Origin of the sequence: Streptomyces hilarionis (assembly GCF_024539675.1) — a bacterium.
GTDB lineage: Bacteria > Actinomycetota > Actinomycetes > Streptomycetales > Streptomycetaceae > Streptomyces > Streptomyces hilarionis.
Genome location: NZ_JAHHIT010000047.1, coordinates 39,534 through 64,134, shown reverse-complemented (window position 1 = coordinate 64,134; position 24,601 = coordinate 39,534). Strand labels below are relative to the sequence as shown.

General features: G+C 73.4%; 19 protein-coding genes. 12 read left to right on the top strand and 7 right to left on the bottom strand.

Annotated features, from left to right (window positions below; all coding sequences use genetic code 11):
- Positions 1-81: 81 nt before the first annotated feature.
- The 5 genes from KMS84_RS11560 to KMS84_RS11540 form a co-directional block, all read right to left on the bottom strand.
- Complete coding sequence (locus tag KMS84_RS11560; RefSeq protein WP_438818922.1) at positions 82-2,130, bottom strand: M4 family metallopeptidase; 2,049 nt, start codon at positions 2,128-2,130, stop codon at positions 82-84.
- 362 nt (positions 2,131-2,492) lie between these two features.
- On the bottom strand, positions 2,493-4,313 hold the full coding sequence (locus KMS84_RS11555) for an ABC transporter ATP-binding protein (protein WP_256916059.1): 1,821 nt from the start codon (positions 4,311-4,313) through the stop codon (positions 2,493-2,495).
- Positions 4,310-6,160: an ABC transporter transmembrane domain-containing protein gene (locus tag KMS84_RS11550; protein WP_256916058.1), complete on the bottom strand. Its 1,851-nt coding sequence runs from the start codon at positions 6,158-6,160 to the stop codon at positions 4,310-4,312. Before KMS84_RS11550 ends, KMS84_RS11555 begins: the two co-directional genes overlap by 4 nt.
- Before the next feature lie 81 nt (positions 6,161-6,241).
- Entirely contained in the window at positions 6,242-8,101 is a 1,860-nt protein-coding gene (locus KMS84_RS11545; RefSeq protein WP_256916057.1) for an ABC transporter ATP-binding protein, read from the bottom strand.
- On the bottom strand, positions 8,098-9,879 hold the full coding sequence (locus tag KMS84_RS11540; protein ID WP_256916056.1) for an ABC transporter ATP-binding protein: 1,782 nt from the start codon (positions 9,877-9,879) through the stop codon (positions 8,098-8,100). Before KMS84_RS11540 ends, KMS84_RS11545 begins: the two co-directional genes overlap by 4 nt.
- A gap of 182 nt (positions 9,880-10,061) precedes the next feature.
- On the opposite strand from KMS84_RS11540, the gene KMS84_RS11535 reads away from it, so the two are divergent.
- Genes KMS84_RS11535 through KMS84_RS11520 form a run of 4 tightly spaced genes read left to right on the top strand, consistent with a single transcriptional unit; the run spans position 10,062 to position 13,635 of the window.
- A complete protein-coding gene (locus KMS84_RS11535) occupies positions 10,062-10,967 on the top strand; it encodes an ABC transporter ATP-binding protein (protein WP_256916055.1) in 906 nt (301 codons plus the stop codon).
- Positions 10,964-11,698 carry an ABC transporter permease gene (locus KMS84_RS11530; protein ID WP_256916054.1) on the top strand — a complete coding sequence of 245 codons (735 nt, stop codon included), beginning with the start codon at positions 10,964-10,966 and terminating at the stop codon, positions 11,696-11,698. The genes KMS84_RS11535 and KMS84_RS11530 overlap by 4 nt, the downstream gene beginning before the upstream one ends.
- A gap of 25 nt (positions 11,699-11,723) precedes the next feature.
- Complete coding sequence (locus tag KMS84_RS11525) at positions 11,724-12,986, top strand: sensor histidine kinase (RefSeq protein WP_256916053.1); 1,263 nt, start codon at positions 11,724-11,726, stop codon at positions 12,984-12,986.
- Positions 12,979-13,635, top strand: a complete 657-nt coding sequence (locus tag KMS84_RS11520; RefSeq protein WP_285893405.1) for a response regulator — start codon at positions 12,979-12,981, stop codon at positions 13,633-13,635. The genes KMS84_RS11525 and KMS84_RS11520 overlap by 8 nt, the downstream gene beginning before the upstream one ends.
- A gap of 49 nt (positions 13,636-13,684) precedes the next feature.
- Here the strand turns inward: KMS84_RS11520 and glgX are convergent, their stop codons facing one another.
- The gene (glgX, locus tag KMS84_RS11515; protein ID WP_256916052.1) at positions 13,685-15,919 is read right to left on the bottom strand and encodes a glycogen debranching protein GlgX; all 2,235 of its coding nucleotides are present in this window, start codon (positions 15,917-15,919) and stop codon (positions 13,685-13,687) included.
- 153 nt (positions 15,920-16,072) lie between these two features.
- Between glgX and KMS84_RS11510 the strand changes: the two genes are divergently transcribed.
- The 8 genes from KMS84_RS11510 (at position 16,073) to KMS84_RS11475 (ending at position 23,727) form a co-directional block, all read left to right on the top strand.
- Entirely contained in the window at positions 16,073-17,314 is a 1,242-nt protein-coding gene (locus tag KMS84_RS11510) for a L,D-transpeptidase (protein ID WP_256916051.1), read from the top strand.
- A 182-nt stretch (positions 17,315-17,496) separates the two neighbouring features.
- Positions 17,497-18,750 (top strand): L,D-transpeptidase, encoded by a 1,254-nt coding sequence (locus tag KMS84_RS11505; protein ID WP_256916050.1) that lies wholly within the window; start codon positions 17,497-17,499, stop codon positions 18,748-18,750.
- 99 nt (positions 18,751-18,849) lie between these two features.
- The gene (locus KMS84_RS11500; protein WP_256916049.1) at positions 18,850-19,617 is read left to right on the top strand and encodes an enoyl-CoA hydratase/isomerase family protein; all 768 of its coding nucleotides are present in this window, start codon (positions 18,850-18,852) and stop codon (positions 19,615-19,617) included.
- Between the two features lie 288 nt (positions 19,618-19,905).
- A complete protein-coding gene (locus KMS84_RS11495) occupies positions 19,906-20,409 on the top strand; it encodes an ATP-binding protein (RefSeq protein WP_256916048.1) in 504 nt (167 codons plus the stop codon).
- Between the two features lie 94 nt (positions 20,410-20,503).
- Positions 20,504-21,310, top strand: a complete 807-nt coding sequence (locus KMS84_RS11490; protein ID WP_256916047.1) for a polysaccharide deacetylase family protein — start codon at positions 20,504-20,506, stop codon at positions 21,308-21,310.
- A complete protein-coding gene (locus tag KMS84_RS11485) occupies positions 21,310-22,494 on the top strand; it encodes a YncE family protein (RefSeq protein WP_256916046.1) in 1,185 nt (394 codons plus the stop codon). Before KMS84_RS11490 ends, KMS84_RS11485 begins: the two co-directional genes overlap by 1 nt.
- A gap of 214 nt (positions 22,495-22,708) precedes the next feature.
- On the top strand, positions 22,709-22,921 hold the full coding sequence (locus KMS84_RS11480) for an EF-hand domain-containing protein (protein ID WP_256916045.1): 213 nt from the start codon (positions 22,709-22,711) through the stop codon (positions 22,919-22,921).
- A gap of 143 nt (positions 22,922-23,064) precedes the next feature.
- The gene (locus tag KMS84_RS11475) at positions 23,065-23,727 is read left to right on the top strand and encodes an NADPH-dependent F420 reductase (RefSeq protein WP_256916044.1); all 663 of its coding nucleotides are present in this window, start codon (positions 23,065-23,067) and stop codon (positions 23,725-23,727) included.
- A gap of 202 nt (positions 23,728-23,929) precedes the next feature.
- Here KMS84_RS11475 and KMS84_RS11470 read toward each other — a convergent pair whose 3' ends face one another.
- Positions 23,930-24,592 (bottom strand): NAD(P)-dependent oxidoreductase, encoded by a 663-nt coding sequence (locus KMS84_RS11470; RefSeq protein ID WP_256916043.1) that lies wholly within the window; start codon positions 24,590-24,592, stop codon positions 23,930-23,932.
- Between the last annotated feature and the right edge of the window lie 9 nt (positions 24,593-24,601).

Sequence of the window (24,601 nt, the reverse complement as noted above, 5' to 3'; positions counted from 1 at the left end):
GGGGAGTCGGGACTCCCCCGGAACGGCGCCCTGCGCGTCACGCCGCGGACGGCTGTGCGTGGCCCGTGCGGGGCCTGCCGCCTACGGGAAGGTGAGCTTCCAGCTGTTGATGTAACCGGTGTCCTGGGCCGCGTTGTCCTGGACCCTCAGCTTCCACACGCCGTTGGCGACCTCGGAGGAGGCGTTCACGGTGTACGTGGTGTTGATGTTGTCCGCGCTCCCGCCGGTGCCGTACGCCTTCAGCGTGTACGCCGTGCCGTCGGGGGCCACCAACTGCACCTGGAGGTCGCCGATGTAGGTGTGCACGATGTCGACCCCGACCTGGAGGTTCGACGGCGCGTTGCCGGTCCGGCCCGAGACGGTGATCGACGAGGTGACCGCCGCTCCTCTGTCCGGAATCGATACGTCGGCGGTGTTCTCGAAGGAGGTGCCGCCACCGCCGCCGCCACCGGAGCGGGCGCCGACCGCGACGCCGGCCCACGCGTCCTGGACCGCCTTGTACTCGGTGGACGTCGTGCCGTACAGCTCACCGGCCGCCGCCAGCGTGCCGGTGCGGGCCGCCGCGTAGTTGGTCGTCGAGGTGAACTTCGTGGTGAGCGCGCGGAACCAGATCTTCTCGGCCTTGTCGCGGCCGATGCCGGTGACCGGAAGGCCGTCCGCCGTCGGCGAGTTGTAGCTGACGCCGTTGATGACCTTGGCGCCGCTGCCCTCGCTCAGCAGGTAGAAGAAGTGGTTCGCCGGGCCGGACGAGTAGTGGACGTCCACCCCTCCGATCCCCGAGTACCAGCTGTCCTTCGACGCGCCGTCCTTGCTCGGCTTGTCCATGTAGCGCAGCGGCGTGCCGTCGCCGTTGATGTCGATCTCCTCGCCGATGAGGTAGTCACCGACGTCGGACGGGTTCGCCGCGTAGAACTCCACCGAGGTGCCGAAGATGTCCGAGGTTGCCTCGTTGAGGCCGCCGGACTCGCCGCTGTAGTTGAGGCCCGCGGTGTTGGAGGTGACGCCGTGCGTCATCTCGTGGCCGGCCACGTCGATCGCCGTCAGCGGGTGGGTGTTGCCCGAGCCGTCGCCGTACGTCATGCAGAAGCAGCCGTCGTCCCAGAACGCGTTGACGTAGTTGTTGCCGTAGTGCACCCGCGAGTACGCGCCGACGCCGTTGCCCTTGATGCCGCTGCGGCCGTGCACGTTCTTGTAGTAGTCCCAGGTGAGGGCCGCGCCGTAGTGCGCGTCGGCGCCCGCCGTCTCCGCGTTGGAGGCGGCGCCGTTGCCCCAGACGTCGTCGGGACCGGAGAAGAGCGTGCCGGTGCCGGAGGAGCCGTGGTTGAGGTTGTACGTCTTGTGGTTGCCGCGCGCCGCGTCGGTCAGGTTGTACGTCGACCCGGACTGGGTGGTGCCGAGCGTCACCGTGCCGCTGTACATCGTGTTGCCGGTGCCGGTCTCGATGCCCTGGTACTCGTAGAGCTTCTTGCCGGTGGTCGCGTCGGTGATGACGTGCAGCTCGTTGGGGGTGCCGTCCTCCTGGAGGCCGCCCACCACCGTCTCGTACGCGAGGACCGGCGTGCCGTTCGCCGCCCAGATCACCTTGCGCGGCGCCTGGCCGGCGGCCGGCTTCGAGGCGCCGGCGTCGGCGGCGAGGCCCAGCGCCTGCTTGCGCGCCGTCTCCGCGCTGACGGCCGGGCTGAGCGAGGCGACCTTGATGGCGGCCCGGGTCGCCTTGGTGACGCCCTCGGTCGCGCCCGACTTCGCCTTCTCGACGACGAGGTCGCCGCCGAGGACCGGCAGGCCGGCGTAGGTGCGCTCGTAGCGGGTGTGGACGGTGCCGTCGGCGTCCTTGAGGACGTCACGGACGACGAGCGCCTCCTTGGCGCCCAGGCCCAGCTCCTTGGCGGTCGCGGCCTTGCCGGCGTCCGCCTCGCGGATCAGCGCGGCGCGCTGGGCGGGGGTGAGGCGCAGCGACTCGGCGCCCGGGTTGGTCTGACTCGACGTACGCGGCGACTGCGCCGGGGCGGCGGTCGCGGCGCCCGACTGCACGGCGGCGGCGATGAGCGCGGAGACGCCGACGAGGGCGACGGCCGCGGCGCGACGGGTGGTGTGGGGGGTGCGTCTGCGAGAGGGACTGCTGCTCAACACTGACTCCTTCTGCGCGGCCGCGGATCACGCGGCCAGGGGAGACCCGACGACGGGTGGGCCGTACGGGCACGACAAAGGCGGTACGCAGAACCAAGGCGGAACCTGGAGCGAGGTGTTGCTGTGGGGTTGCTGTGAACTGGCAGTGGGAAGAGTGGCAGTGGATTGCGCTGTCTGTCAGGAGCGCGTCAGGAAGTTGGCCGGAAACGGTCCGTTGTCCGGCAATTCATGTTCGATATACGGACCCGTTGCGTCTGGCCGGACAGGACCTCCCGGTGCGCCGGCCGCGGGGAGCCGACCGCGCCGCCGCCGAGCGGGCCGGCGCCCTCGGAGCGAGCGGATCGCGCTCGCCCGCGCGCGGGCGCTCAGGACGGCTGCGGCCCCGAGCGGGCCGCACCCCCGGCCGGCTCCCCGTGCCAGGTCCGCCACAGCGCCGCGTACGCCCCGCCGCCCGCCACCAGCGCCTCGTGCGTGCCCAGTTCGGTGAGACGCCCGTCCTCCATGACGGCGACCCGGTCCGCGTCGTGCGCGGTGTGCAGCCGGTGGGCGACGGCGATCACGGTCCGGCCCCGGAGCACGGCGGCCAGCGCGCGCTCGGTGTGCCGGGCCGTCGTCGGGTCCAGCAGGGCCGTCGCCTCGTCCAGGATCAGCGTGTGCGGATCGGCCAGCACCACCCGGGCCAGGGCGAGCTGCTGGGCCTGCGAGCCGTCCGGATGTCGGCCGGTTCCGCCCAGTGCGGCGTCCAGGCCGCCCGGCAGCTCCCGCACCCAGCCGGCGGCGCCGACCGTGCCCAGCGCCTCCCACAACCGCGCGTCCGTCGCGCCCGGTTCGGCGATCAGCAGATTGTCGCGGACCGTGCCGAGGAAGACATGGTGCTCCTGGGTGACCAGGACGACCTGGCGGCGCAGCGTCTCGGGCGCCAGCTCCGCCACCGGCGCCCCGCCCACCGTCACCGTGCCCGCGCTCGGCGCGTCCACCCCCGCGAGCAGCCTGCTCAGCGTGGTCTTGCCCGCCCCCGACGGGCCGACGACCGCCAGCCGCTCCCCGGGCCGCACCGTCAGATCCACCCCGCGCAGCACCTCGCCGCCGCGCTCGTAGGCGTACCGCACGCCGCTCACGTCGATCCGGTCGTCCGCCGGAGTCGGCGCCTCGCCGTCGGCCACGGCGCGCGGCGCCCCGGCGAGGCCCTCCACGCGGGCGAACGAGGCCCCGCTGCTCTGGAGTTGCTCGACGCGCACCAGGATCTGGTCCAGCGGCTCGGTGAACTGGCGCAGATACAGCGCGGCCGCGACCACCGCGCCCAGACTCGTCGCGCCCCGCGCGTGCAGCGCCCCGCCCAGCAGCAGCACCCCCGCCACCGGCAGCGCGTACGACACCTCCACCGCCGGGAAGAACACCGTGCGCAGGAAGAGGGTGTGGAAGCGGGCGCGGCGTGAGACCTCCAGCGCGTCCCGGCTCGCCGCCGTGCGCCGCTCCCGGAGCCGGAACGCCTCGACCGTGCGCGCACCGGCCGCCGTCGCCGCGACGATCTCGGCGACCTCGGAGTCCGCCGCTCCCTGCGCCAGATAACCGGCGCGGGCCCGGCGCAGATACCAGCGCAGCGCGCACCAGATCGGCGTCAGCGCCAGCACCCCGACGACCCCGAGCAGCGGGTCGATCACGAAGACCGCGGCGAGCGTGAACAGCGCCTGGACGGTGCAGACCAGCAGCTCCGGTCCGGCGTCGCGCAGGGTCGTGCCCACGGCCGCCACGTCCGCGGTGCCGCGTGTGGTCAGGTCCCCGGCGCCGGCCCGCTCGACCGCCGACGCGGGCAGCGCCAGCGCCCGGCCGACGAACTCCTCCCGGACCCGGGCGAGGGTGCGCTCGCCGAAGCGGTGTCCGGCGTACCGGGCCCAGCGTGCCAGCAGCAGCTGGGCCAGCGCGCAGACGACGATGACCGCCGACAGCCGGTCCACGACGCCGGTCCCGTGTCCGGCCCGCACCTCGTCGATGATGCGGCCCAGCAGCCACGGGCCGACCAGACCGGTTCCGGCGGCCGCGACGTTCAGCGCGAGCGCGGCGGCGAACGCCCGCGCGTCGGCGCGCACGAGGCGCACCGCGGCCCGCCGCACGTCGGCCCGCCCGGCGACCGGCAGCCGCCCCGGCCCCGCGTCGGCCGCCGCCGTGATCCCGGTCGGCGCGGTCATCGCAGGGCCTCCTCGGCGTCGATGTCGTCCGGATTCCCGCCCTCGGGTCCGCGGCCGTCCGCGGGCGCCCGGACGTCGTCCACGCTCACGCCGTGCCCGGCGTCCACCACGCTCTCGTCGCCGCGACCGCCCCCGCCGCCTTCGTCCGTCTCGTCGTCGGCGTCCCGCGCCACCAGCGCGCGGTAGCCGGGCTCGTTCCGCAGCAGGTCGCCGTGGCGGCCGGTCGCCGCCACCTTGCCGTCGACCAGGTAGTGCACCGTCTCGGCCTGGTCCAGGAGCAGCGGGGAAGTGGTGGTCACCACCGTGGTGCGTCCCTCCCGAGCCGCCCGCAGCCGCCGCGCGACGACCGCCTCCGTGTGCGCGTCGAGCGCGGACGTCGGCTCGACGGCCAGCAGCACCTCCGGATCGGCGAGCAGCGCCCGCACCAGGCGGACGCGCTGGCGCTGGCCTCCGGAGAGGCTGCGGCCCTGCGCGGTCACCGGCGAGTCGAGCCCCGCCGGCAGGCCCTGCACGATGTCGTCGGCCGCGGCCGCCCGCACGGCTCGGGCGATTTCCGCCGCACCGGGCTCACGCCGCCCGGCCACCACCTCGCGCAGGCTCCCCGCGAACAGGTCGGCCTCGTTGTCGGCCACCAGGATCGCTGCCCTGACCCGGTCCAGCGGCAGCGCGTCCAGACGCACCGCGCCCCAGGTGACGTCGGTGGGACCGTAGCGGCCGAGCCGGTCCACCAGGGCGGCCGTCTCCGCGTGCCGCGCGCCGACCAGCGCGGTCAGCCTGCCCGGCGCCACCCGCACGCCCGACGCGGGGTCGTGCAGGACCGACGGCCCGGCGGGCGGCTCGGCGGCGCCGGTGTCCGGCTCCGGCTGCACGCGCAGCAGCCCGACGACCCGTCGGGCGGCCACCACGCCCCGGCTGAGCTGGTAGCCCATGTCGACGAGGAACGCCACCGGCCCGACCAGGACGGCGACATAGCCGTACACCGACACCAGCTCGCCCACCGTCAGCTCGCCCCGGGCCGCGAGCCGGGCCGCGAGCCACGTCACCACGGCGAGGAACAGCGTCGGCAGCCCCACCCCGAGCGCCTGCATCCAGCTGGTGACCGCTCCGACCCGGTAGCCCTGCTCCCGCAGCCGCTGCGAGTCACGGCCGAAGGCGTCCGCGAACAGCCCCTTGCCGCCCAGGCCGTTGAGGACGCGCAGGCCCCCCGCCAGATCACCGATGCGCGCGGTGAGCACGCCCTGCCGCTCGCGGTACTCGGCCTCCGCCCCCTGAAGTCGCGCCATCAGCGGGCCCACCAGCAGGGCGACCACCGGCATCCCCAGCAGCACGACCCCCGCCAGCAGCGGCGACACCGACAGCAACAGCCCGGCCACGAACACGTACACCACGACCGAGCCCACGCCGGGCCCGATCACCGTCAACGCGTTCGCGATGGTCTGCACGTCGCCGACGCCGATGGTGACGACCTCGCCGCTGCCCACCCCGCGCGCGAGCGTGGCGCCGAGGCGCGCCGCGTGTCCGACCACGACCTTGATGGTGCGGAAGTAGGCGTCCATGCGCACCCGGGTCATCGTGCGGTGGCGCATGATGCTCACCCAGGCGTTGACCGCGCCCACGGCGAACAGGACCGCCGTCCAGCCGGCCAGCGCCGCGTCGTCACCGGGTTCCAGCCCGTCGTCCACCGCCTTCGCCAGCAGGTAGGGCGCCACCGCCATCAGCACCATCCACACGCTCGCCAGCACCGCGCCGGCCGCCGACCGCCAGGGCTGGCAGCGCACCAGCCAGGCGAGATACGCCCAGCCGCCGCGGGTGTCCGGCCTGCCGGGATCCTCGTACGCGTCGATCACACAGTCCCCCGGGGTTCGGGCTGTCGGGTCCTGCCGGACGGCCGGACCGTCTCGCCGGTCGGGCCGCTCCCGCCGGTCGGGTCAGACGAGGCTGTCGCGCCAGGCGCGGTGCAGGTCGGCGAACCGGCCGTGGCCGGCGACGAGTTCGGCCGGCGTGCCGTCCTCGACGATCCGGCCGTGCTCCATCACGAGCACCCGGTCGGCGATCTCCACCGTCGACAGCCGGTGCGCGATGACCACCGCCGTGCGCCCGTTCAGCACCGTCGCCATCGCCGACTGCACGGCGCGCTCGCCCGGCACGTCGAGCGAGCTGGTCGCCTCGTCGAGGATCAGCACCGCCGGATCGGCCAGCAACGCCCGTGCGAACGCCACGAGTTGCCGCTGCCCGGCGGAGATGCGGCCGCCGCGTTTGCGGACGTCGGTGTCGTAGCCGTCCGGAAGAGCGCTGATGAACTCGTGCGCGCCGATCGCCTTCGCCGCCCGCTCGATGTCCTCCCGGGAGGCGTCCGGCCGCCCGATGGCGATGTTGTCGGCGACCGTGCCCGAGAACAGGAACGCCTCCTGCGTCACCATCACCACCCCGCGCCGCAGTTCGGGCACGGGCAGCTCGCGCAGGTCGACGCCGTCCAGCAGCACCCGGCCCCGCGAGGGGTCGTAGAAACGTGCGAGCAGCTTGGCCAGCGTGGACTTGCCCGCGCCGGTGGAGCCCACCACCGCGACCGTCTGCCCGGCGGGCAGGACCAGGTCGAAGCGGGGCAGCACCTCGCCGCCCGTGCGGTAGCCGAAGGACACCCCGTCGAAGACGACCTCGCGGCCGGGCAGACCGCCCCGGGGCGCGGGCAGTTCCCTCGGCGCCGACGGCTCCGGCACCGACGGCGTCTGCGCGAGCAGGCCCGCGATCTTCTCCAGCGAGGCGGCGGCCGACTGGTAGGAGTTCAGGAACATGCCGAGCCGGTCGATCGGGTCGTACAGCCGCCGCAGATACAGCACCGACGCCGCGAGCACGCCCAGTTCCAGCGAGCCGTCTGCGACCCGGGTGGCGCCCCACAGCACGATCAGGGCGACCGCGGTGTTGGCGACCAGCCGCGAGCCCACCACGTACCGGGCCATCTCCAGCAGCGCGTCGCCGTTCCTGCGCTCGTGCCGGCGGTTCAGGACCTGGAACGCGGCCTCGTTGACCGCCTCGCGGCGGAAGGCGCGCACCGGCCGGATCCCGTTCATGGTCTCCACGAACTTGACGATCACGGCCGCGATCGCGGTGGAGCGGGCCGTGAACACCCGGCCCGCGCGCCGCTGGTAGACCCGCACCAGCTGGTACAGCGGCACGAACGACGCGACGGCGACGGCGCCCAGGCCCAGGTCCAGCCAGAGCAGCATCGCGGAGATGAACAGGAAGGACAGCACCACCGAGACGAGTTCCTGAAGGCCCTCGTTGAGCAGCTCGCGCAGGGCCTCCACATCGCTGGTGGAGCGGGAGATCAGCCGGCCCGAGGTGTAGCGCTCGTGGAAGTCCAGGCTCAGCGCCTGGGCGTGCCGGAAGATCCGGCCGCGCAGGTCGAGCAGCACGTCCTGGCTGATCCGGGCGGAGACGATCAGGAACGCGTACTGCAACCCGCCGGAGGCCAGCGCGCACAGCAGGTAGCCGACGCCCACCGCGACCAGCGGCCCGTGGTCGTCCGACCGCCAGGCGGGCACGGCCCGGTCGATGGCGTACGCCACCAGCAGCGGGCCCGCCTGCACGGCCGCCTGCTGGAGCAGCAGCACCAGCGTGGTGAGGGCGACGCGCGCCCGCAGGGGGGCGAGCAGGGAGCGCAGCAGCACGCGGGTGGCGCCGGGCGGGGTGGGCAGGACGTCCCGGTCGAAGGGGTCCCGCGCGCTCTTCGGACGCGGTCGTCCCGGTCCGCCGTCGGTCGTGGGGGACGAGGGGGCGGGGGCGGTCATCGGTCGTCCTCCTGGCGGCCGGTTCCGGACATGAGGTGGGCGTACTCGGGGTGGTCGCGCAGCAGTTCGTGATGGGTGCCCACCGCGACGATCCGGCCCCCGGACAACAGGGCCACCCGGTCGGCGAGGAGCACGGTGGACGGGCGGTGGGCGACGATCAGCGCGGTGGTGTCGGCGAGGACCTGCCGCAGCGCGGCCTCCACGGCGGCCTCGGTGTGCACGTCCAGCGCGGAGAGCGGGTCGTCGAGGACGAGGAACCGGGGGCGGCCGACCACGGCTCTGGCCAGGGCGAGCCGCTGCCGCTGCCCGCCGGACAGGCTGAGCCCCTGCTCGCCGACCTGGGTGTCGGCGCCCTGCGGCAGCGCGTGCACGAACGCGGCCTGCGCCACGGCCAGCGCCCGCTCCAGCTCGTCGGCGCCCGCCCGGTCGTCGGCGCCCATCAGGACGTTCTCCCCGACGCTCGCCGAGAACAGGGTGGGCTCCTCGAACGCGACGGCGACCCGCGCGCGCAGCTCCTCGCGGGGCAGCGTGGCGACGTCCTCGCCGTCGAGGGTGATGCGTCCGGCCGTCACCTCGTGCAGCCGGGGGACGAGGGCCGTCAGGGTGGTCTTGCCGCTGCCGGTGGCCCCGACCAGGGCCATCGACTCGCCAGGGCGGACGTGCAGGTCGACCCCGTCGAGGACGGGCCGCGCACCGGGTTCGGCGTCCGGGTAGCGGAAGACGACACCGTCGAACCGCAGTCCGGTGTCCGGCGCCCGCTCCGAGCGCACCGCGGAGTCCTGTTCGGGCTCCTCGTCCATCACCTCGAAGTACCGCTCGGTCGCCGTCGCCGCCTCCTGGCTCATCGCGAGCAGGAACCCGATGGAGTCGACGGGCCAGCGCAGCGCGAGCGCGGTGGACAGGAAGGCGACCAGGGTGCCCGCGGACAGGTCCCCGTCCGCGACCTGGACCGCCCCCAGCACCAGCGCGGCGCCGATGGCCAGTTCGGGCAGCGTCACGATGACGGCCCAGATCGTGGCCAGCAGCCGGGCCTTGCTCAGCTCCGTGCCGCGCAGCGTCGAGGACAGCTCCCGGAAGGCGCGCGCCTGCGTGCGGTGCCGGCCGAAGCCCTTGATGATCCGGATGCCGAGGACGCTCTCCTCGACCACCGTCGTCAGATCCCCGACCTGGTCCTGCGCGCGTCGGGCCACCACCGCGTACCGGTGCTCGAAGTACACGCACATCACGACGACGGGGACGGCCGGGCCGAGGATGACCAGCCCGAGCGTCGCGTCCTGCACCAGCATGACGACGACGCCGAAGACGATCGTCACCGTGTTGACCAGCAGGAACGTCAAAGGGAAGGCGAGGAACATGCGGATCAGGCCCAGATCGGCCGTCGCCCGCGAGAGCAGCTGGCCCGACGCCCACCGGTCGTGGAACGCCACCGGCAGCCGTTGCAGCCGCCCGTACAGCCGCGCCCGCATCTCCGCCTCCACGTGCGCCAGCGGACGCGCCACCAGCCAGCGCCGCATCCCGAACAGCAGCGCCTCCGCGAGGCCGAGCAGCAGCAGGACGAGCGCGCCCAGCCAGACCCCCGAGGTGTCCCGGTCCGCCACCGGACCGTCCACCATCCACTTCAGGACCAGCGGGATCACCAGCCCCGTGCAGGAGGCCAGCACGGCGACGAGGGCGGCCGTGAACAGCCGGGCCCGTACGGGCCGGACATACGGCCACAGACGCAGCAGGGACCGTACGGCGGAGCGGTCGGGGGCGGTGGTTGCACGTGTGGGGGCCATCACTGCGAGCCTACGGACCGGCACTGACATCGCCCACCGAGTTTCGGCCCGGCCGGGCTCGTCCGCAGGTCCTACGACCTGCGGGTCCGCCGGGTCGTAGCGGCGCATCCACCGATCGGCCGATGCCCGTTCGAGCGAGCCGGCCGATGCGCGCGCGCCGCCCCGGCCGCGACGCTGGAGCCATGTCCGTCATCGAAGTCACCGACCTGCGCAAGACGTACGACGGCCGAGCGGTCGTCGACGGCGTCACCCTCGCCGTGGAGGAGGGCGAGATCTTCGGGATCCTCGGCCCGAACGGCGCCGGCAAGACCACCACCGTCGAGTGCGTCGAGGGTCTGCGGGCGCCCGACGCGGGCCGGGTGCGGGTCGCCGGGCTGGACCCGGTCGCCGACCACGAGAAGGTCGCCCGGGTGCTCGGCGCCCAGCTCCAGCAGAGCGAACTCCAGCCGAAGCTCACCGTCCGCGAGGCGCTGGAGCTGTACGCCTCCTTCCACCCCCGGCCGCTCGACTGGGCCCCGCTCGCCGAACGCCTCGGTCTGGCCGCGAAGCTCACCACCCGGTTCGCGCGGTTGTCCGGAGGCCAGAAGCAGCGCCTGTTCATCGCGCTCGCGCTGATCGGCGACCCGCGGATCGTCGTCCTGGACGAGCTGACCACCGGCCTCGACCCGCGGGCCCGCCGCGACACCTGGGAGCTCATCGAGGACGTGCGGGCCGGCGGGGTCACCGTCCTGCTCGTCACCCACTTCATGGAGGAGGCCCAGCGGCTCTGCGACCGCGTCGCGGTGCTCGACCGGGGCCGGGTGGCCGCCCTCGACACCCCCGCGGGCCTGATCCGGCGCTCGGCGGGCGCCACGGTCATCAGCTTCACCCCCTCCGCCCCGCTGGACGACCGCGACCTGGACGCCCTGCCCGAGCTGGCCTCGGTCGAGCACAAGGAGGGCCGCGTCACCCTGGCGGGCACCGACGCCACCGTCAACGCCGTCATCACGCTCCTCGCCCGCCACCGCGTCACCGCCCACCAGCTGCGCGTCGTGGACGCCACGCTCGACGAGGCGTTCCTCGACCTCACGAAGGAGACCGCGTCATGAGCACCGCCGTCCTGCGGACCGAGGCCGGCCTGTTCCGGCGCGAGCCCGGCGCCCTCTTCTGGATCCTGCTGTTCCCGAGCCTGCTGCTGGTGATCCTCGGCTCCGTCCCGTCCTTCCGGCAGCCCAGCGACGACCTCGGCGGGCTGCGCACCGTCGACGTCTACGTCCCGGTGGCCGTGCTGCTCGGGCTGATCGTCGGCGGCCTCCAGTCGATGCCGCAGACCCTGACCGGGTACCGCGAGCGCGGCATCCTGCGCCGGATGGCCCTCACCCCGGTCCGGCCCCGCGCCCTGCTGTCCGCGCAGATGCTGGTGTACGGCGGGGCGTCCCTGGCGTCGGCGCTGCTGGTCCTCGCGGTCGGCCGGCTCGGCTTCGACGTGCGCCTGCCCGAGCAGCCCGCCGGGTACGCCCTCGCCCTGCTGGGGGCCGTCCTGGTCGCGCTCGCGCTCGGGTCGGTGGTCTCGGCGCTGTCCCGTACGACGAAGATCGCGGGCGCGATCGGCTCCGCGGTGTTCTTCCCGTCGATGTTCTGCGCCGGGGTGTGGGCCCCGGTGCAGACCATGCCGCACCTCCTCGCCCGCGTCGTGGGCTGGACCCCCTTCGGGGCGGCCGCGCAGGCCCTGGACGAGGCGGCCGCCGGCCACTGGCCCGGCTGGAGCCACCTGGGCGTGCTCGCGCTGTGGATCCTGCTGCTGACGGGCGCCGCCTCGCGCTGGTTCCGCTGGGAATAGGCGCGGCGCCGTGCAGACTGGTGAGATGACCGCGGCGGACCGGCAGATCGAACGGCGCTGGGAACAACTGCACACCTGGGGGCCCTACGGGCTGCTCGGCGCCGGCGTCGTCCTCGCGGTCGCCTCCGCCCCCGGGATCGACCGCTCCATCCAGTGGTACGCCGCCTGGGACCTGGTCGGCGCCGGCGTCGCCCTCCAGGCGGCGTGGCAGGGCGTCAGGTCCCGGCTGCCCGACCGCGGCCGGACCCCCTCGCGCACGGGGACGGTCTACTACGTCGTCCGCTGGGCGCTCGCCTTCGCCCTCACGTGGATCGACCCGTTCTTCGCGTTCTACGCCGCCACCGGCTACATGGACGCCGACGAGCTGCTCCCCGGCAGGTTCCAGCGGCTCGGGCTGCTGGCGAGCGCGGTCACCGTGGCCGGCGCGCAGGCCGGCGGGCTGCCGTTGCACGGCCCGGTCCAGTGGATCCTCTTCTCCGCGCTCCTGGCCGCCAACTCCGGCCTCCAACTGGTGATCGCCCACATCATCGGCCAGGAGGCGCAGCGCACCCGCGAGCGCACCGCGACCATCGCCGAACTCGAGCGCACCAACACGGCGTTGCAGCAGGCCCTCGACGAGAACGCCGCCCTGCACGCCCAACTCCTGCTCCAGGCGCGGGAGGCCGGGGTCGCCGACGAACGCCGCCGGCTCGCCGCCGAGATCCACGACACCATCGCCCAGGGGCTGACGGGCATCATCGCCCAGCTCCAGGTCGTCGCCAACGCCCCCGACCTCGACGCGGCCCGCGCCCACCTCGAACGCGCCGCCGGTCTCGCCCGGCACAGCCTGGGCGAGGCCCGCCGCTCCGTGCACAACCTGGCCCCGGTGGCCCTGGAGCACGACGGACTGCCCGAGGCGCTGGAGAAGACGGTCGCCGAGTGGGGCGAACGCACCGGCGTGCGGGCCGGGTTCACGGTGACCGGCACCGCGGAGCAGCTCCACGACGAAGTGGCCGCGACGCTGCTGCGCCTCGCCCAGGAGGCCCTGTCGAACGCGGCCCGGCACGCCCGTGCCTCCCGCGTCGGCGTCACCCTCTCCTTCCTGGGGGACGAGGTCATCCTCGACATCCGCGACGACGGCCGGGGCTTCGACCCGCGGGCGGTGCGCCCGCGCACCCGCGGCGGTGGCTTCGGCCTCGACGGCATGCGGGCGCGCGCCGAACGCGTCGCGGGCGCCCTGACCGTGGAATCCGCCCCGGGCCAGGGCACGGCGCTGTCGGCTCGCGTACCGTTGATCCGCCATGAGTGACGAACCCCTGATCACGCTGCTGATCGTGGACGACCATCCCGTCGTGCGGGACGGCCTGCGCGGCATGTTCGAGTCGGCCCCCGGTTTCCGGGTCGTGGGCGAGGCTGCCAACGGCGTCGAGGCGCTGACGGCCGCCGCGACGGCCGACCCGGACGTGATCCTGATGGACCTGAGGATGCCGGGCGGCACGGGGGTGGACGCCATCCGAGAGCTGACCCGCCGTCGGGCACGCGCGAAGATCCTCGTCCTGACCACGTACGACACCGACTCCGACACGCTCCCGGCGATCGAGGCGGGCGCGACGGGCTATCTCCTCAAGGACGCCCCGCGCGACGAGCTGTTCACGGCGGTCCGCGCGGCGGCGCAGGGCCGTACCGTGCTGTCCCCCGCCGTGGCCACCCGCCTGGTCACCGCGGTGCGCGCGCCCCGGACGCCGGCCGCCGAGCCTCTCTCCGCGCGCGAGCGCGAGGTCCTCGCCCTGGTGGCCCGGGGCACCTCCAACCGCGAGATCGCCCGCGAGCTCTTCATCAGCGAGGCGACCGTGAAGACCCATCTCACGCATCTGTACGCCAAGCTGGGCGTGAACGACCGCGCGGCGGCCGTCGCGGCGGCCTACGAGCGGGGGATCCTGGGGCGGTCCTCGGAGTGAGCGGGAGCGCCCGGGCGCGCCCGTCGCCCCGGCCCGCCGCCCGTGCGCCTCAGCCCACCACCCGCAGCAGCAGCACCGCCCGCCCCGGCACCGTCACCGCCGTCCCCGCCGGCAGCGCCACCCCCGGCGCCTCGCCCTGTTCCTCGCGCGAGGTGTCGACGACCACCTCGTAGCGCTCGGCCCACGGCGGTCCCGGCAGGACGAAGTCCACCGGCCGGTCCCCGGCGTGCAGGACGGCGAGGAAGCTGTCGTCGGCGATCGGGACGCCCCTCTCGTCCCGGCCGGGGATGTCCCGCCCCGACAGGTACATCCCCAGGGTCGCGGCGGGCGCGTACCAGTCCCCCTCCGTCATCTCCGCGCCCCGCCGGGTGAACCACGCGAGGTCGCGCAGCCCGTCCGCGGAGTGCGCCCGGCCGGAGAAGAAGGCGCGGCGGCGCAGCACCGGGTGGCGGTGACGCAGCGCGATCAGCCGTGAGGTGAGGTCGCACAACGCCCGCCAGCCCGGATCCTCCAGCAGCCCCCAGTCGAGCCAGCTGATCTCGTTGTCCTGGCAGTAGGCGTTGTTGTTGCCCCGCTGGGTGCGCCCCAGCTCGTCGCCCGCGACCAGCATCGGCACGCCCGTGGACAGCAGCAGCGTCGTGAGCAGGTTGCGCAACTGCCGCCGCCGCAGGGCCCGTACGCGCTCGTCGTCCGTCTCGCCCTCGGCGCCGCCGTTCCAGGCGCGGTTGTCGTCCGTGCCGTCCCGGTTGCCCTCGCCGTTGGCCTCGTTGTGCTTGTGTTCGTAGGACACCAGGTCGCGCAGGGTGAAGCCGTCGTGCGCGGTCACGAAGTTGACCGAGGCGTACGGCCGCCTGCCGCCCCAGGCGTACAGGTCGCTCGACCCCGACAGCCGGTAGCCCATCTCCCGCACGTCGGGCAGCGCGTGCCGCCAGAAGTCGCGCACGGTGTCGCGGTAGCGGTCGTTCCACTCCGTCCACAGTGGGGGGAACGCGCCCACCTGGTAGCCGCCCGAGCCCACGTCCCACGGTTCCGCGATGAGCTTCACCCGGCGCAGCACCGGGTCCTGGGCGATCACCGCCAGGAACGGCGACAGCATGTCGACGTCGTGCATGGAGCGGGCCAGCGCCGCCGCGAGGTCGAAGCGGAAGCCGTCGACGCCCATCTCGGTCACCCAGTAGCGCAGCGAGTCGGTGATCAGACGCAGCACGTGCGGCTGGACCACGTGCAGCGTGTTCCCGCAGCCGGTGTAGTCGGCGTAGCGCCGGGCGTCGGGCTGGAGCCGGTAGTAGCCGCGGTTGTCGACGCCCTTGAGGGACAGGGTCGGGCCGAGCTCGCCGGCCTCGGCCGTGTGGTTGTAGACGACGTCGAGGATCACCTCGATCCCGGCGGCGTGCAGCGCGCGCACCATCCGCTTGAACTCGCCGACCTGCTGCCCCGTCGTCCCGGACGCCGAGTAGGCGGCGTGCGGGGCGAAGTAGCCGATCGAGTTGTAGCCCCAGTAGTTCTTCAGGCCGCGGCGCAGCAGGTGGTCCTCGTGCGCGAACTGGTGGACGGGCAGCAGCTCCACCGCCGTCACGCCGAGCCGCACCAGGTGGTCGACGGCCGCCGGGTGGGCGAGCCCGGCGTAGGTGCCGCGCAGCTCCTCGGGGATCCCCGGGTGCCGTCGGGTGAAGCCGCGCACGTGCAGCTCGTAGATCACCGAGTCCGCCCACGGGGTCTTCGGGCGGCGGTCGTCGGCCCAGTCGTCGTCGTCGTGGACGACGACGCCCTTGGGGACGTGCGGCGCCGAGTCCCGCTCGTCGCGCACGGTGTCGGCGACCTGCTGCTGGGGCCAGTCGCGGACGTGCCCGTAGACCTCCGGGGGCAGCGTGAACTCGCCGTCGACCGCGCGGGCGTACGGGTCGAGCAGCAGCTTGGCCGGGTTCCAGCGGCCGCCGGTCCACGGGTCCCAGCGGCCGTGCACCCGGTAGCCGTACCGCTGGCCCGGCATGATCCCGGGCAGGAAACCGTGCCAGATCTCGTGGGTGAGCTCGCCGAGCCGGGCTCGGGTCTCGCGCCCGGCCTCGTCGAACAGACACAGGTCGACCGCCTCCGCCCCGCCCGCCCACAGGGCGAAGTTGGTGCCCGCGACCCCGTCGGGGCCGACCCTGAACCGGGCGCCCAGGGGCGTCGGCGCACCCGGCCACACGGGTGGGCCCGGCACCTTGCGCGGCGCACCGTTCACGACGGTGGCCGGCGTGGCGCGCTGGGCCGCCACCGCCTCCTGCTCGGCTGCGCTGGACACCGTTCAGCCTCCCGCGGCTCGTGGGACGACGTGGGTGAGGAGCGCGCGGTGTCCCGGCCGCGGCTCCCCGTCGTGTCGTCCTCCCCCCATTCCTGCCCAGAGCGGCCCTCGCACTCACGTTTCCCCGAGGCGTGCCCGGTCGTTGGGCACGCCGTGAGGCACGTACATGGGCGCGCACGGCGCGCGGGGGTCGCACTGGCCGCCGTACTGACATGGGCAGGACTACTGGCCGGGGCCGCCGGCTGCACCGGCGGCGACAGCCGCAGCGGACTCGACCGGATGCTCGGCAAACCGCGGGCCCCCGAGGACGTCATCCGCGTGGCCCCGCAGGACGGGGCCAGGGGCGTGCGCCCCGGGGAGCGTCTGCGGGTGCGGGTGCCCGACGGACGGCTGGAGTCGGTGAAGGTCGTCAGATCGCAGGACGCCGAGCAGACGGAGGTGAGGGGCCGGATCGCCGCGGACGGGACGAGCTGGCGGCCGGACGACGACCGGCTCGGTCTCGCCGCCCGCTACACGGTGGACGTGGTGGCCCTGGACGGCGACGGCGACCGTTCGGCGCGCCACACCACGTTCACCACGTTCGTCCCCGAGAAGCGCTTCATCGGCTACGTCACGCCCGAGGACCGCTCGACGGTCGGCACCGGGATGATCGTCTCGCTGGAGTTCAACCGGGAGATCGAGGACCGGGCGGCCGTCGAGCGCGCCGTCCGGGTCACGGCGCAGCCGGCGGTGGAGGTCCGGCCCCACTGGTTCGGCCGCTCCCGCCTCGACTTCCGTCCCGAGGAGTACTGGAAGCCCGGCACCCGGGTCACCGTGGCGCTGGGGCTGCGCGACGTCGAGGCGGCGCCCGGGGTCTACGGGCTTCAGCACAAGACGTTCTCGTTCACCGTGGGCCGCAGCCAGGTCTCGCTGGTCGACGCGGCGCGGCACACGATGCAGGTGCGGCGCGACGGGGACCTGCTCGCCACCGTGCCGATCACGGCCGGGTCCCCGAAGAACACCACCTACAACGGCAAGATGGTGGTGAGCGAGATGCTCGAGCTGACCCGCATGAACGGCGCCACGGTCGGCTTCAGGAAGGCCGACGGCAAGGGCGAGTACGACATCCCGGACGTGCCGCACGCCATGCGCCTGACCAGTTCCGGCACCTTCCTGCACGGCAACTACTGGGCGGACGACGTCTTCGGCCGCGCCAACGTCAGTCACGGCTGCGTCGGCCTGAGGGACGTCAGGGGCGGCGCCTCGGACACGCCCGCGGGATGGTTCTTCGACCGCAGCCTCGTCGGGGACGTCATCGAGGTCGTGCACAGCAAGGACAAGCAGGTGGCCCCCGACAACGGTCTGGGCGGCTGGAACATGACCTGGAAGGAGTGGACGGCCGCGCCCGCGGAGTGACCCGCGAGAAGTCCCCGCCCTCCGGGGGCAACCTTCCCCGCCGTCCCATGGTCCAAGTTGGGACTGAACGGTGACATTTTCGGCCCGTCCAGGCCGCTGACCATGTGGTTAATATGCGGCGAACGCGGGGGACGCGTCGCTGTGCGGCCCGGGGAGGGCCCGGGGGAGTGGGGAGAACGACTTTGAACGTGCGACCGATACCGGGGGCGTCGGTTGGGGGGCGCTCACGCGGCCGCGACAGGCGGCTGGCGCTGATCGCCGGCGGGATGCTGCTCGCCGTGACGGCGTGCGGCGGCGGTGGCGACGGCTCCGGCTCCGGCTCCGACGGGAAGGCCGGCGGCGACAAGGGCGCGACGGCCGCCGCGCAGAGCAAGCAGTCGGAGGCGGTCGTCACCATCGCCCCGAAGACCGGCGCCAAGGGCGTCGACACCAGCGGCGCGCTGAAGGTGACCGCGGCCAAGGGCAAGCTCACCGAGGTGACCGTCAAGGACACCAAGGGCAAGAAGATCGACGGCGTGATCTCGGCCGACGGCGCCGGCTGGACGCCCGCCACCCACCTGGCCGCGTCCACCGCCTACCAGGTCCACGCGGTCGCCAAGGACTCCGAGGGCCGCACGGCCGCCGAGGACTCGTCCTTCACGACCCTGAGCCCGCAGAACACCTTCATCGGCAACTTCACGCCGGAGGACGGCTCGACGGTCGGCGTCGGCATGCCGTTCTCGGTGAACTTCACGCGCGGCATCACCAAGCCGGACGACGTCGAGAAGGCCATCAGGATCACCACCGTGCCGGCCGTCGAGGTCGAGGGCCACTGGTTCGGCAACGACCGCCTCGACTTCCGCCCGGAGAAGTACTGGAAGGCCGGCACCAAGGTGACGGTCGAGATGAACCTGGACGGCGTCGAGGGCCGCAAGGGCGTCTACGGCAAGCAGTCCAAGACCGTGTCCTTCACCGTCGGCCGCAACCAGGTGTCCGTGGTGGACGCCAAGAAGCACACGATGAAGGTCACCCAGGAGGGCAAGGTCGTCCGGACCATCCCGGTCACCACCGGCAAGCCCGGCTACGCCACCTGGAACGGCCAGATGGTGATGAGCGAGAAGTTCACCGTGACCAGGATGAACGGCGACACGGTCGGCTACGACGGCGAGTACGACATCAAGGACGTCCCGCACGCCGTGCGCCTGACCAACTCCGGCACCTTCGTGCACGGCAACTACTGGGGCGGCGACGCCTTCGGCAACTACAACGCCAGCCACGGGTGCATCGGCCTGCGCGACGTGCGCGGCGGCTACGACAGCTCCGTCGCGGCCGCGTGGTTCTTCAACCACTCGATCGTCGGCGACGTGGTGGTCGTGAAGAACTCCACCGACCCGACGGTCGACCCGGCCAACGGCCTCAACGGCTGGAACATCCCCTGGGCGGAGTGGAAGAAGTAGGGCGGCGCACGCCGCGGGGCGCACGCCCCGACCGACGGACCCGGTGCTGTGACCCACGGCACCGGGTCCGTCGTCGTTAATGGTGGTTAACCTGCTGGCATGACCGTGAATCTCGAAGTCGCCGACGGCGTCGGCACACTGCGCCTCGAACGTCCGCCCATGAACGCGCTGGACGTGGCCACCCAGGACCGTCTCAAGGAGCTCGCCGAGGAGGCCGGCCGGCGTGACGACGTGCGCGCGGTCGTCCTCTACGGCGGCGAGAAGGTGTTCGCGGCGGGCGCGGACATCAAGGAGATGCAGGCGATGGACCACACCGCGATGGTGTTGCGCGCCCGCGCCCTCCAGGACTCCTTCACAGCCGTGGCCCGCATCCCCAAGCCCGTCGTGGCGGCCGTCACCGGGTACGCGCTGGGCGGCGGCTGCGAGCTCGCCCTGTGCGCGGACTTCCGGATCGCCGGGGACAACGCGAAGCTGGGCCAGCCGGAGATCCAGCTCGGGCTGATCCCCGGCGCCGGCGGCACCCAGCGCCTCTCCCGGCTGATCGGCCCCTCGAAGGCCAAGGACCTCATCTTCACGGGCCGCATGGTGAAGGCCGACGAGGCGCTGGCCCTCGGCCTGGTGGACCGCGTCGTCCCGGCCGCCGACGTGTACACCGAGGCGCACGCCTGGGCCGCCAGGCTGGCGCGGGGTCCGGCGATCGCGCTGCGTGCCGCCAAGGAGTCGATCGACACCGGTCTGGAGACCGACATCGAGACGGGGCTGACGGTCGAACGCAACTGGTTCGCGGGTCTGTTCGCGACCGCCGACCGCGAGACCGGCATGCGCAGCTTCGTCGAGGAGGGGCCGGGCAAGGCCAAGTTCCTGTGATCAGCGTCTCCTTCCGGGACGCCGGAACCGCTTGCAATTGACGAGGCGTCTCATCCGGGTCCCCCGATGGGGCGGTTTATCGGAACCTTAAGACGGCCTTAAGGCCGCCTTTCCGGGGGCGAGCGTCGATCGCCCCCGGGCGGGCCGTCCTCGCAGGTGGGCGGGGACCTCGCGGCGGCCGTGCTGCCTGCGGCATATGCCGAACGCCGTCCGGGAAGGGCCCGCGCACGGGGGGCGTATTCCGGCGGAACCGCCCCGACGGGCTCGGCGGGCGGCCATGATGGGGGCATGGCGGGGCTGGAGGGCATCGGACAGCCGCGGGGACACAGCCGTGCGACCGCGGCGCGCTGGTCGCCTGCGGTCGAGGACGAACGGGCGCTCAAGGCGCTGGAGTTGTTCGGGAACCCCACGGAGGGCGAGGTCCTGCTGCCGTCCCGCCCCGAGTCCGCCGCCACGGCCCGCCGGCTCGCCCAGGTCGTCGTCCTGCGCCAGTGGGGACTGACCCCCAGGATGACCGAGGACGCGGTCCTGCTCGTCTCCGAACTCGTCGGCAACGCCGTACGGCACACCGGTGCCCGCATGTTCGGGCTCCGGATGCGGCGACGGCGCGGCTGGATCCGCGTCGAGGTCCGCGACCCCTCCCGGGGGCTGCCCTGCCTGATGCCGGTTCAGGAGACGGACGTCAGCGGCCGGGGCCTGTTCCTCGTCGACAAGCTGTCCGACCGCTGGGGCGTCGACCTGCTGCCCCGGGGCAAGACGACCTGGTTCGAGATGCGGGTCGCCGACCGGTAAGGGAGCCCACCGCAGGCAAGGAACCGGTAAGGCGTCGGGCGGCAGGCTGCGTCAATGGCCCGAATTGTGGGATATCGCCCCTTAAATGGGGTGGATGACCACCTCCGACCGTCGTACCGCGCTGCGGGCGGGCGCCGGGATCGTCGCCGCCGGCGCGCTCGCGGCCGCGTGCTCGCCCCCGGAGACCTCCTCCGGCGCCGGCGCCGCCCGCGGCGCCCCCACGCCGACCGCGCCCGTGCCGACCGCCCCCGGCAAGGCGGCCCGGCCCCGCGTCCCGCCGCCGGCGCGCGCCTTCCCCGGGCAGCCCGCGCAGATCGCGCACGGTCCCCGCGACCGTCCCCGTGTGGCCCTCACCTTCCACGGCCAGGGCGATCCGGCCGTCGCGCGCGCCCTGCTCGACACGGCCGAACGGCATGGCGCGCGGGTCACCGTGCTGGCCGTCGGGACCTGGCTCGACGAGCACCCCGGCATCGCCCGCCGGATCCTGGACGGCGGCCACGACCTCGGCAACCACACGCAGCGCCACCTCGACGTCAACGCGATGTCCGAGGCCGAGGCGACGGCCGAGATCACCGGGTGCGCCGATCGGCTGCGCCGGCTCACCGGGTCCGCCGGCTCCTGGTTCCGCCCCTCCCGCGCCGCCCGCGCCTCCCCCCTCGTCGAACGGCTGGCCCGGCGCGCCGGGTACCCGCACGTCCTGTCCTACGACGTCGACTCCCTCGACTTCACCTCGCCCGGCGCCCCCGCCGTCACCCGCAACGTCCTCGACGGGGTCCGCAACGGATCCGTCGTGAGCCTGCACTTCGGCTACCCGGACACGGTCGCCGCCCTCCCGGTCCTGCTGGACGAACTCGCCCGCCGCCGCCTGCGCGCGGTCACTGCCACGGAGCTGATCGGCTGATGCACCCCAACCTCGTCAAACGCGCCCTGCTCGCCGGTGCGGCGCTCGCCGTCCTCGCCGCCTGCGGCGCCGGGGCCAGGGGCGGCCCCGACGGCGCCACCAGGGCCGCGGTGCCGGCCCCGGCGAAGAAGGCCGCGCAGAAGCCGGCCGTCGACGGGCTGCCCGGCATGCCGCCCGTGCTGGACCCGAAGGACGTCTACGCCGCGGACCGCCCGAACCGGCTCTCCCCGGTGGTCCGCGACTTCCCCTCCCGGGTCTACGTGCCCAACACCGAGTCCGACACCGTCTCCGTCATCGACCCGCGGACGTACCAGGTGATCGACACCCTGCGGGTCGGGCGCCAGCCGCAGCACGTCGTCCCCTCCTGGGACCTGAAGACCCTGTGGGTGAACAACGACCGCGGGAACACGCTCACCCCCATCGACCCGAGGACCGGCAAGACCGGCCGGTCGGTCGAGGTGCACGACCCGTACAACCTCTACTTCACGCCCGACGGCAAGTACGCCGTCGTCATGGCCTCCCTCGACCGCGAGCTCGTCTTCCGCGACCCGCACACCATGAAGCGGGTCAGGACCGAACCGGTCACCTGCTACGGCGTCAACCACGCCGACTTCTCGCTCGACGGGCGGTACTTCATCGTCTCCTGCGAGTTCAGCGGCGAGCTGCTCAAGGTCGACACCGCGAAGATGAAGGTCGTCGCCCAGCAGAGGCTGCCGTTCCCGGGCGCGATGCCGCAGGACGTCAAGGTCTCGCCGGACGGGAAGCGCTTCTACGTCGCCGACATGAAGGCCGACGGGATGTGGATCGTCGACGGCGACACCTTCGGCAAGCCCGCGTTCCTGCACACCGGCAAGGGCTGCCACGGCCTCTACGTCAGCCGCGACTCCCGCAGGATGTACGTGTCGAACCGCGGCGAGGGCACCATTTCGGTCTTCGACTTCGCCGCGAACGAGGTCACCGACACGTGGCGCCTCCCGCAGGGCGGCAGCCCCGACATGGGCGGCGTCTCGGCGGACGGCAAGGTCCTGTGGCTGTCGGGCCGCTACAACTCCGAGGTGTACGCCATCGACACCGGCACCGGACGCCAGCTCGCCCGCATCAAGGTCGGCAGCGGACCGCACGGTCTGGCCGTCTACCCCCAGCCCGGCCGCTACTCGCTCGGCCACACGGGCGTCTTCCGCTAGGGCCCGCCCGCCCGGCTCCCGTCCCCGCCCTCGGCGTCCCGGCCGGTCGTCGCCGCCTCGCCGGTCCGCCGCAGGCCCGCCGCCGGTCCGCCGTACGTTCGTCCACCGGGTGGTCGCCGCGCTGCGCACCGCGGGGGGCCGTTAATCTGACCTGCGTCAGTAGGACAGCAAGACAGCACGTATGACCGCAAGGCATCTCAAGAGGGGCGGATCGGTGGCCGACATCGAAGAAGCGCGCAAGCAGTTCCAGCGGATCGACACGGACGGGGACGGCTACATCACCGCGGCCGAGTTCAAGACCGCCCTGGCCCAGGGCGGCGACTGGAACGTCACGGAGTCGGTGGCCGAGGTCATCATCAAGAGCCGTGACCTCGACGGCGACAAGGTCCTGTCGTTCGACGAGTTCTGGGCCCACCTCGACAAGTGACCCGGGCCGGGCCGGGCTGAGCCGGGCCGAGCCGTGCCGGAATAGTCGGGCGCAGGGCGCGGTTGACGCCGTCCAGACGTATGCGTGTGCATTGATATGGATCGCTCATCGACCTCGGATCGCATCGGAAGGCAGGGCCTGTCATGAAGATCGGCATCATCGGCGCGGGCAACATCGGCGGCAACCTCACCCGTCGGCTCACCGCCCTCGGCCACGACGTCGCCGTCGCGAACTCCCGCGGCCCGCAGACGCTCACGGACCTCGCCAAGGAGACGGGGGCCACCCCCGTGACCGTCGGGGAGGCGGCACGCGACGCCGAGATCGTGGTGGTCACGGTCCCGCTGAAGGCGGTGCCGGACCTGCCGTTCGGCCTCCTGGACGGCGCGGCCGACGGCGTGGTCGTCATCGACACCAACAACTACTACCCGCAGCAGCGCGACGGCCGGATCGCGGCCATCGAGGACGACGGCCTCACCGAGAGCCGCTGGGTGGAAGGCCGGCTGGGCCACCCCGTGATCAAGGCCTTCAACGGCACCTACGCCCAGGACCTGCTCGACCGGCCGCGACCGGCCGGCGACCCCGAGCGGATCGCGCTGCCCGTCGCCGGCGACGACGCGACCGCCAAGGCCACCGTGCGCGCCCTGATCGACCAGCTCGGCTTCGACACCGTCGACGCGGGCGGCATCGACGACTCCTGGCGCCAGCAGCCCGACACCCCCGTCTACGGGCTCCGGGCGGGCGTCGAGGCGGTCACCGAGGCCCTGGCGCAGGCGAGCCCGCAGCGCCCGGAGGCGTTCCGCGGCTAGACCGTTTCCTTCGGATCACGTCGATGACCTCGTGGATGCCTCCCTCGCCACGGGATCACGCCTGAGCTCGAGGCGCCGCCGGGCTCCACGTCCATGGGCGGCGCCGTCAGGCGCCGCCCGCACCGCGTCGTTCAGCGGGGGCACGTCGGCGGTCGGCCGGCAGGTGCGGCGTGGCCGCTCCGGGTCACGAGCGTGGGGCGGGTCATCCTCGTGCGTTCCAGACGAGGGGAGCCTTGCGGATCCAGGTGTCCTGCTCCAGCGCGTCGAGGAGGAAGCGGGCGAGATCGGCGCGGTTGATCCGCGTCCCCGGCTTCTCGGTGCCGGCCTCGGCGGCGTGCGGAGGGCCGCTCATCGGCTTGTCGGTGAGGGCGACGGCCCGGGCGAGGGTCCAGTCGACGTCGGAGGCGCGAAGGAGCTTGTCGACGCCGTGGTGGTCTTCGAAGCCGGCCTTGATGTTGGAGACCTTGATCAGGGCCTTGAACACCGGGTTGATCCGGGCCCAGTCGTCTCCGGCGCCCATCGTGGAGGTCAGGACGATCCGGTCGACGCCCTCCTCCTTCATCACGGCCAGGGTGTTGCGGGTGGCGTCGGTCATGAACATGGGCGGACTGACGGGCTTGGCCCACGGGTTGTCGGAGGCGCGGGAGTTGTTGAGCGTGCTGATCACCGCCTCGGTGCCCCGGGCGGCCTTGCGGACGTCGTCGATGCTGGCGGGCGTGCCCCGGATCAGCTCGACGCCGGCCGGGGCCCGGGCGGCGTCGGGGTCGCGCACGAGGGCCCGGACGCGGTGGCCGCGCTGTGCGGCCTCGTTGAGGACGTGGATGCCGGTGCGGCCGGTGCCGCCGAGGACGAGCAGGTAGGACATGGGGAATTC

Excerpts from the sequence above, each read along its gene's own strand:
- KMS84_RS11555 (WP_256916059.1), bottom strand. The coding sequence starts at position 4,313 with ATGACCGCGCCGACCGGGATCACGGCGGCGGCCGACGCGGGGCCGGGG.
- KMS84_RS11545 (WP_256916057.1), bottom strand. The coding sequence starts at position 8,101 with ATGACCGCCCCCGCCCCCTCGTCCCCCACGACCGACGGCGGACCGGGA.
- KMS84_RS11540 (WP_256916056.1), bottom strand. The coding sequence starts at position 9,879 with ATGGCCCCCACACGTGCAACCACCGCCCCCGACCGCTCCGCCGTACGG.
- KMS84_RS11535 (WP_256916055.1), top strand. The coding sequence starts at position 10,062 with ATGTCCGTCATCGAAGTCACCGACCTGCGCAAGACGTACGACGGCCGA.
- KMS84_RS11530 (WP_256916054.1), top strand. The coding sequence starts at position 10,964 with ATGAGCACCGCCGTCCTGCGGACCGAGGCCGGCCTGTTCCGGCGCGAG.
- KMS84_RS11525 (WP_256916053.1), top strand. The coding sequence starts at position 11,724 with ATGACCGCGGCGGACCGGCAGATCGAACGGCGCTGGGAACAACTGCAC.
- KMS84_RS11520 (WP_285893405.1), top strand. The coding sequence starts at position 12,979 with ATGAGTGACGAACCCCTGATCACGCTGCTGATCGTGGACGACCATCCC.
- KMS84_RS11500 (WP_256916049.1), top strand. The coding sequence starts at position 18,850 with ATGACCGTGAATCTCGAAGTCGCCGACGGCGTCGGCACACTGCGCCTC.
- KMS84_RS11495 (WP_256916048.1), top strand. The coding sequence starts at position 19,906 with ATGGCGGGGCTGGAGGGCATCGGACAGCCGCGGGGACACAGCCGTGCG.
- KMS84_RS11490 (WP_256916047.1), top strand. The coding sequence starts at position 20,504 with ATGACCACCTCCGACCGTCGTACCGCGCTGCGGGCGGGCGCCGGGATC.
- KMS84_RS11485 (WP_256916046.1), top strand. The coding sequence starts at position 21,310 with ATGCACCCCAACCTCGTCAAACGCGCCCTGCTCGCCGGTGCGGCGCTC.
- KMS84_RS11475 (WP_256916044.1), top strand. The coding sequence starts at position 23,065 with ATGAAGATCGGCATCATCGGCGCGGGCAACATCGGCGGCAACCTCACC.
- KMS84_RS11470 (WP_256916043.1), bottom strand. The coding sequence starts at position 24,592 with ATGTCCTACCTGCTCGTCCTCGGCGGCACCGGCCGCACCGGCATCCAC.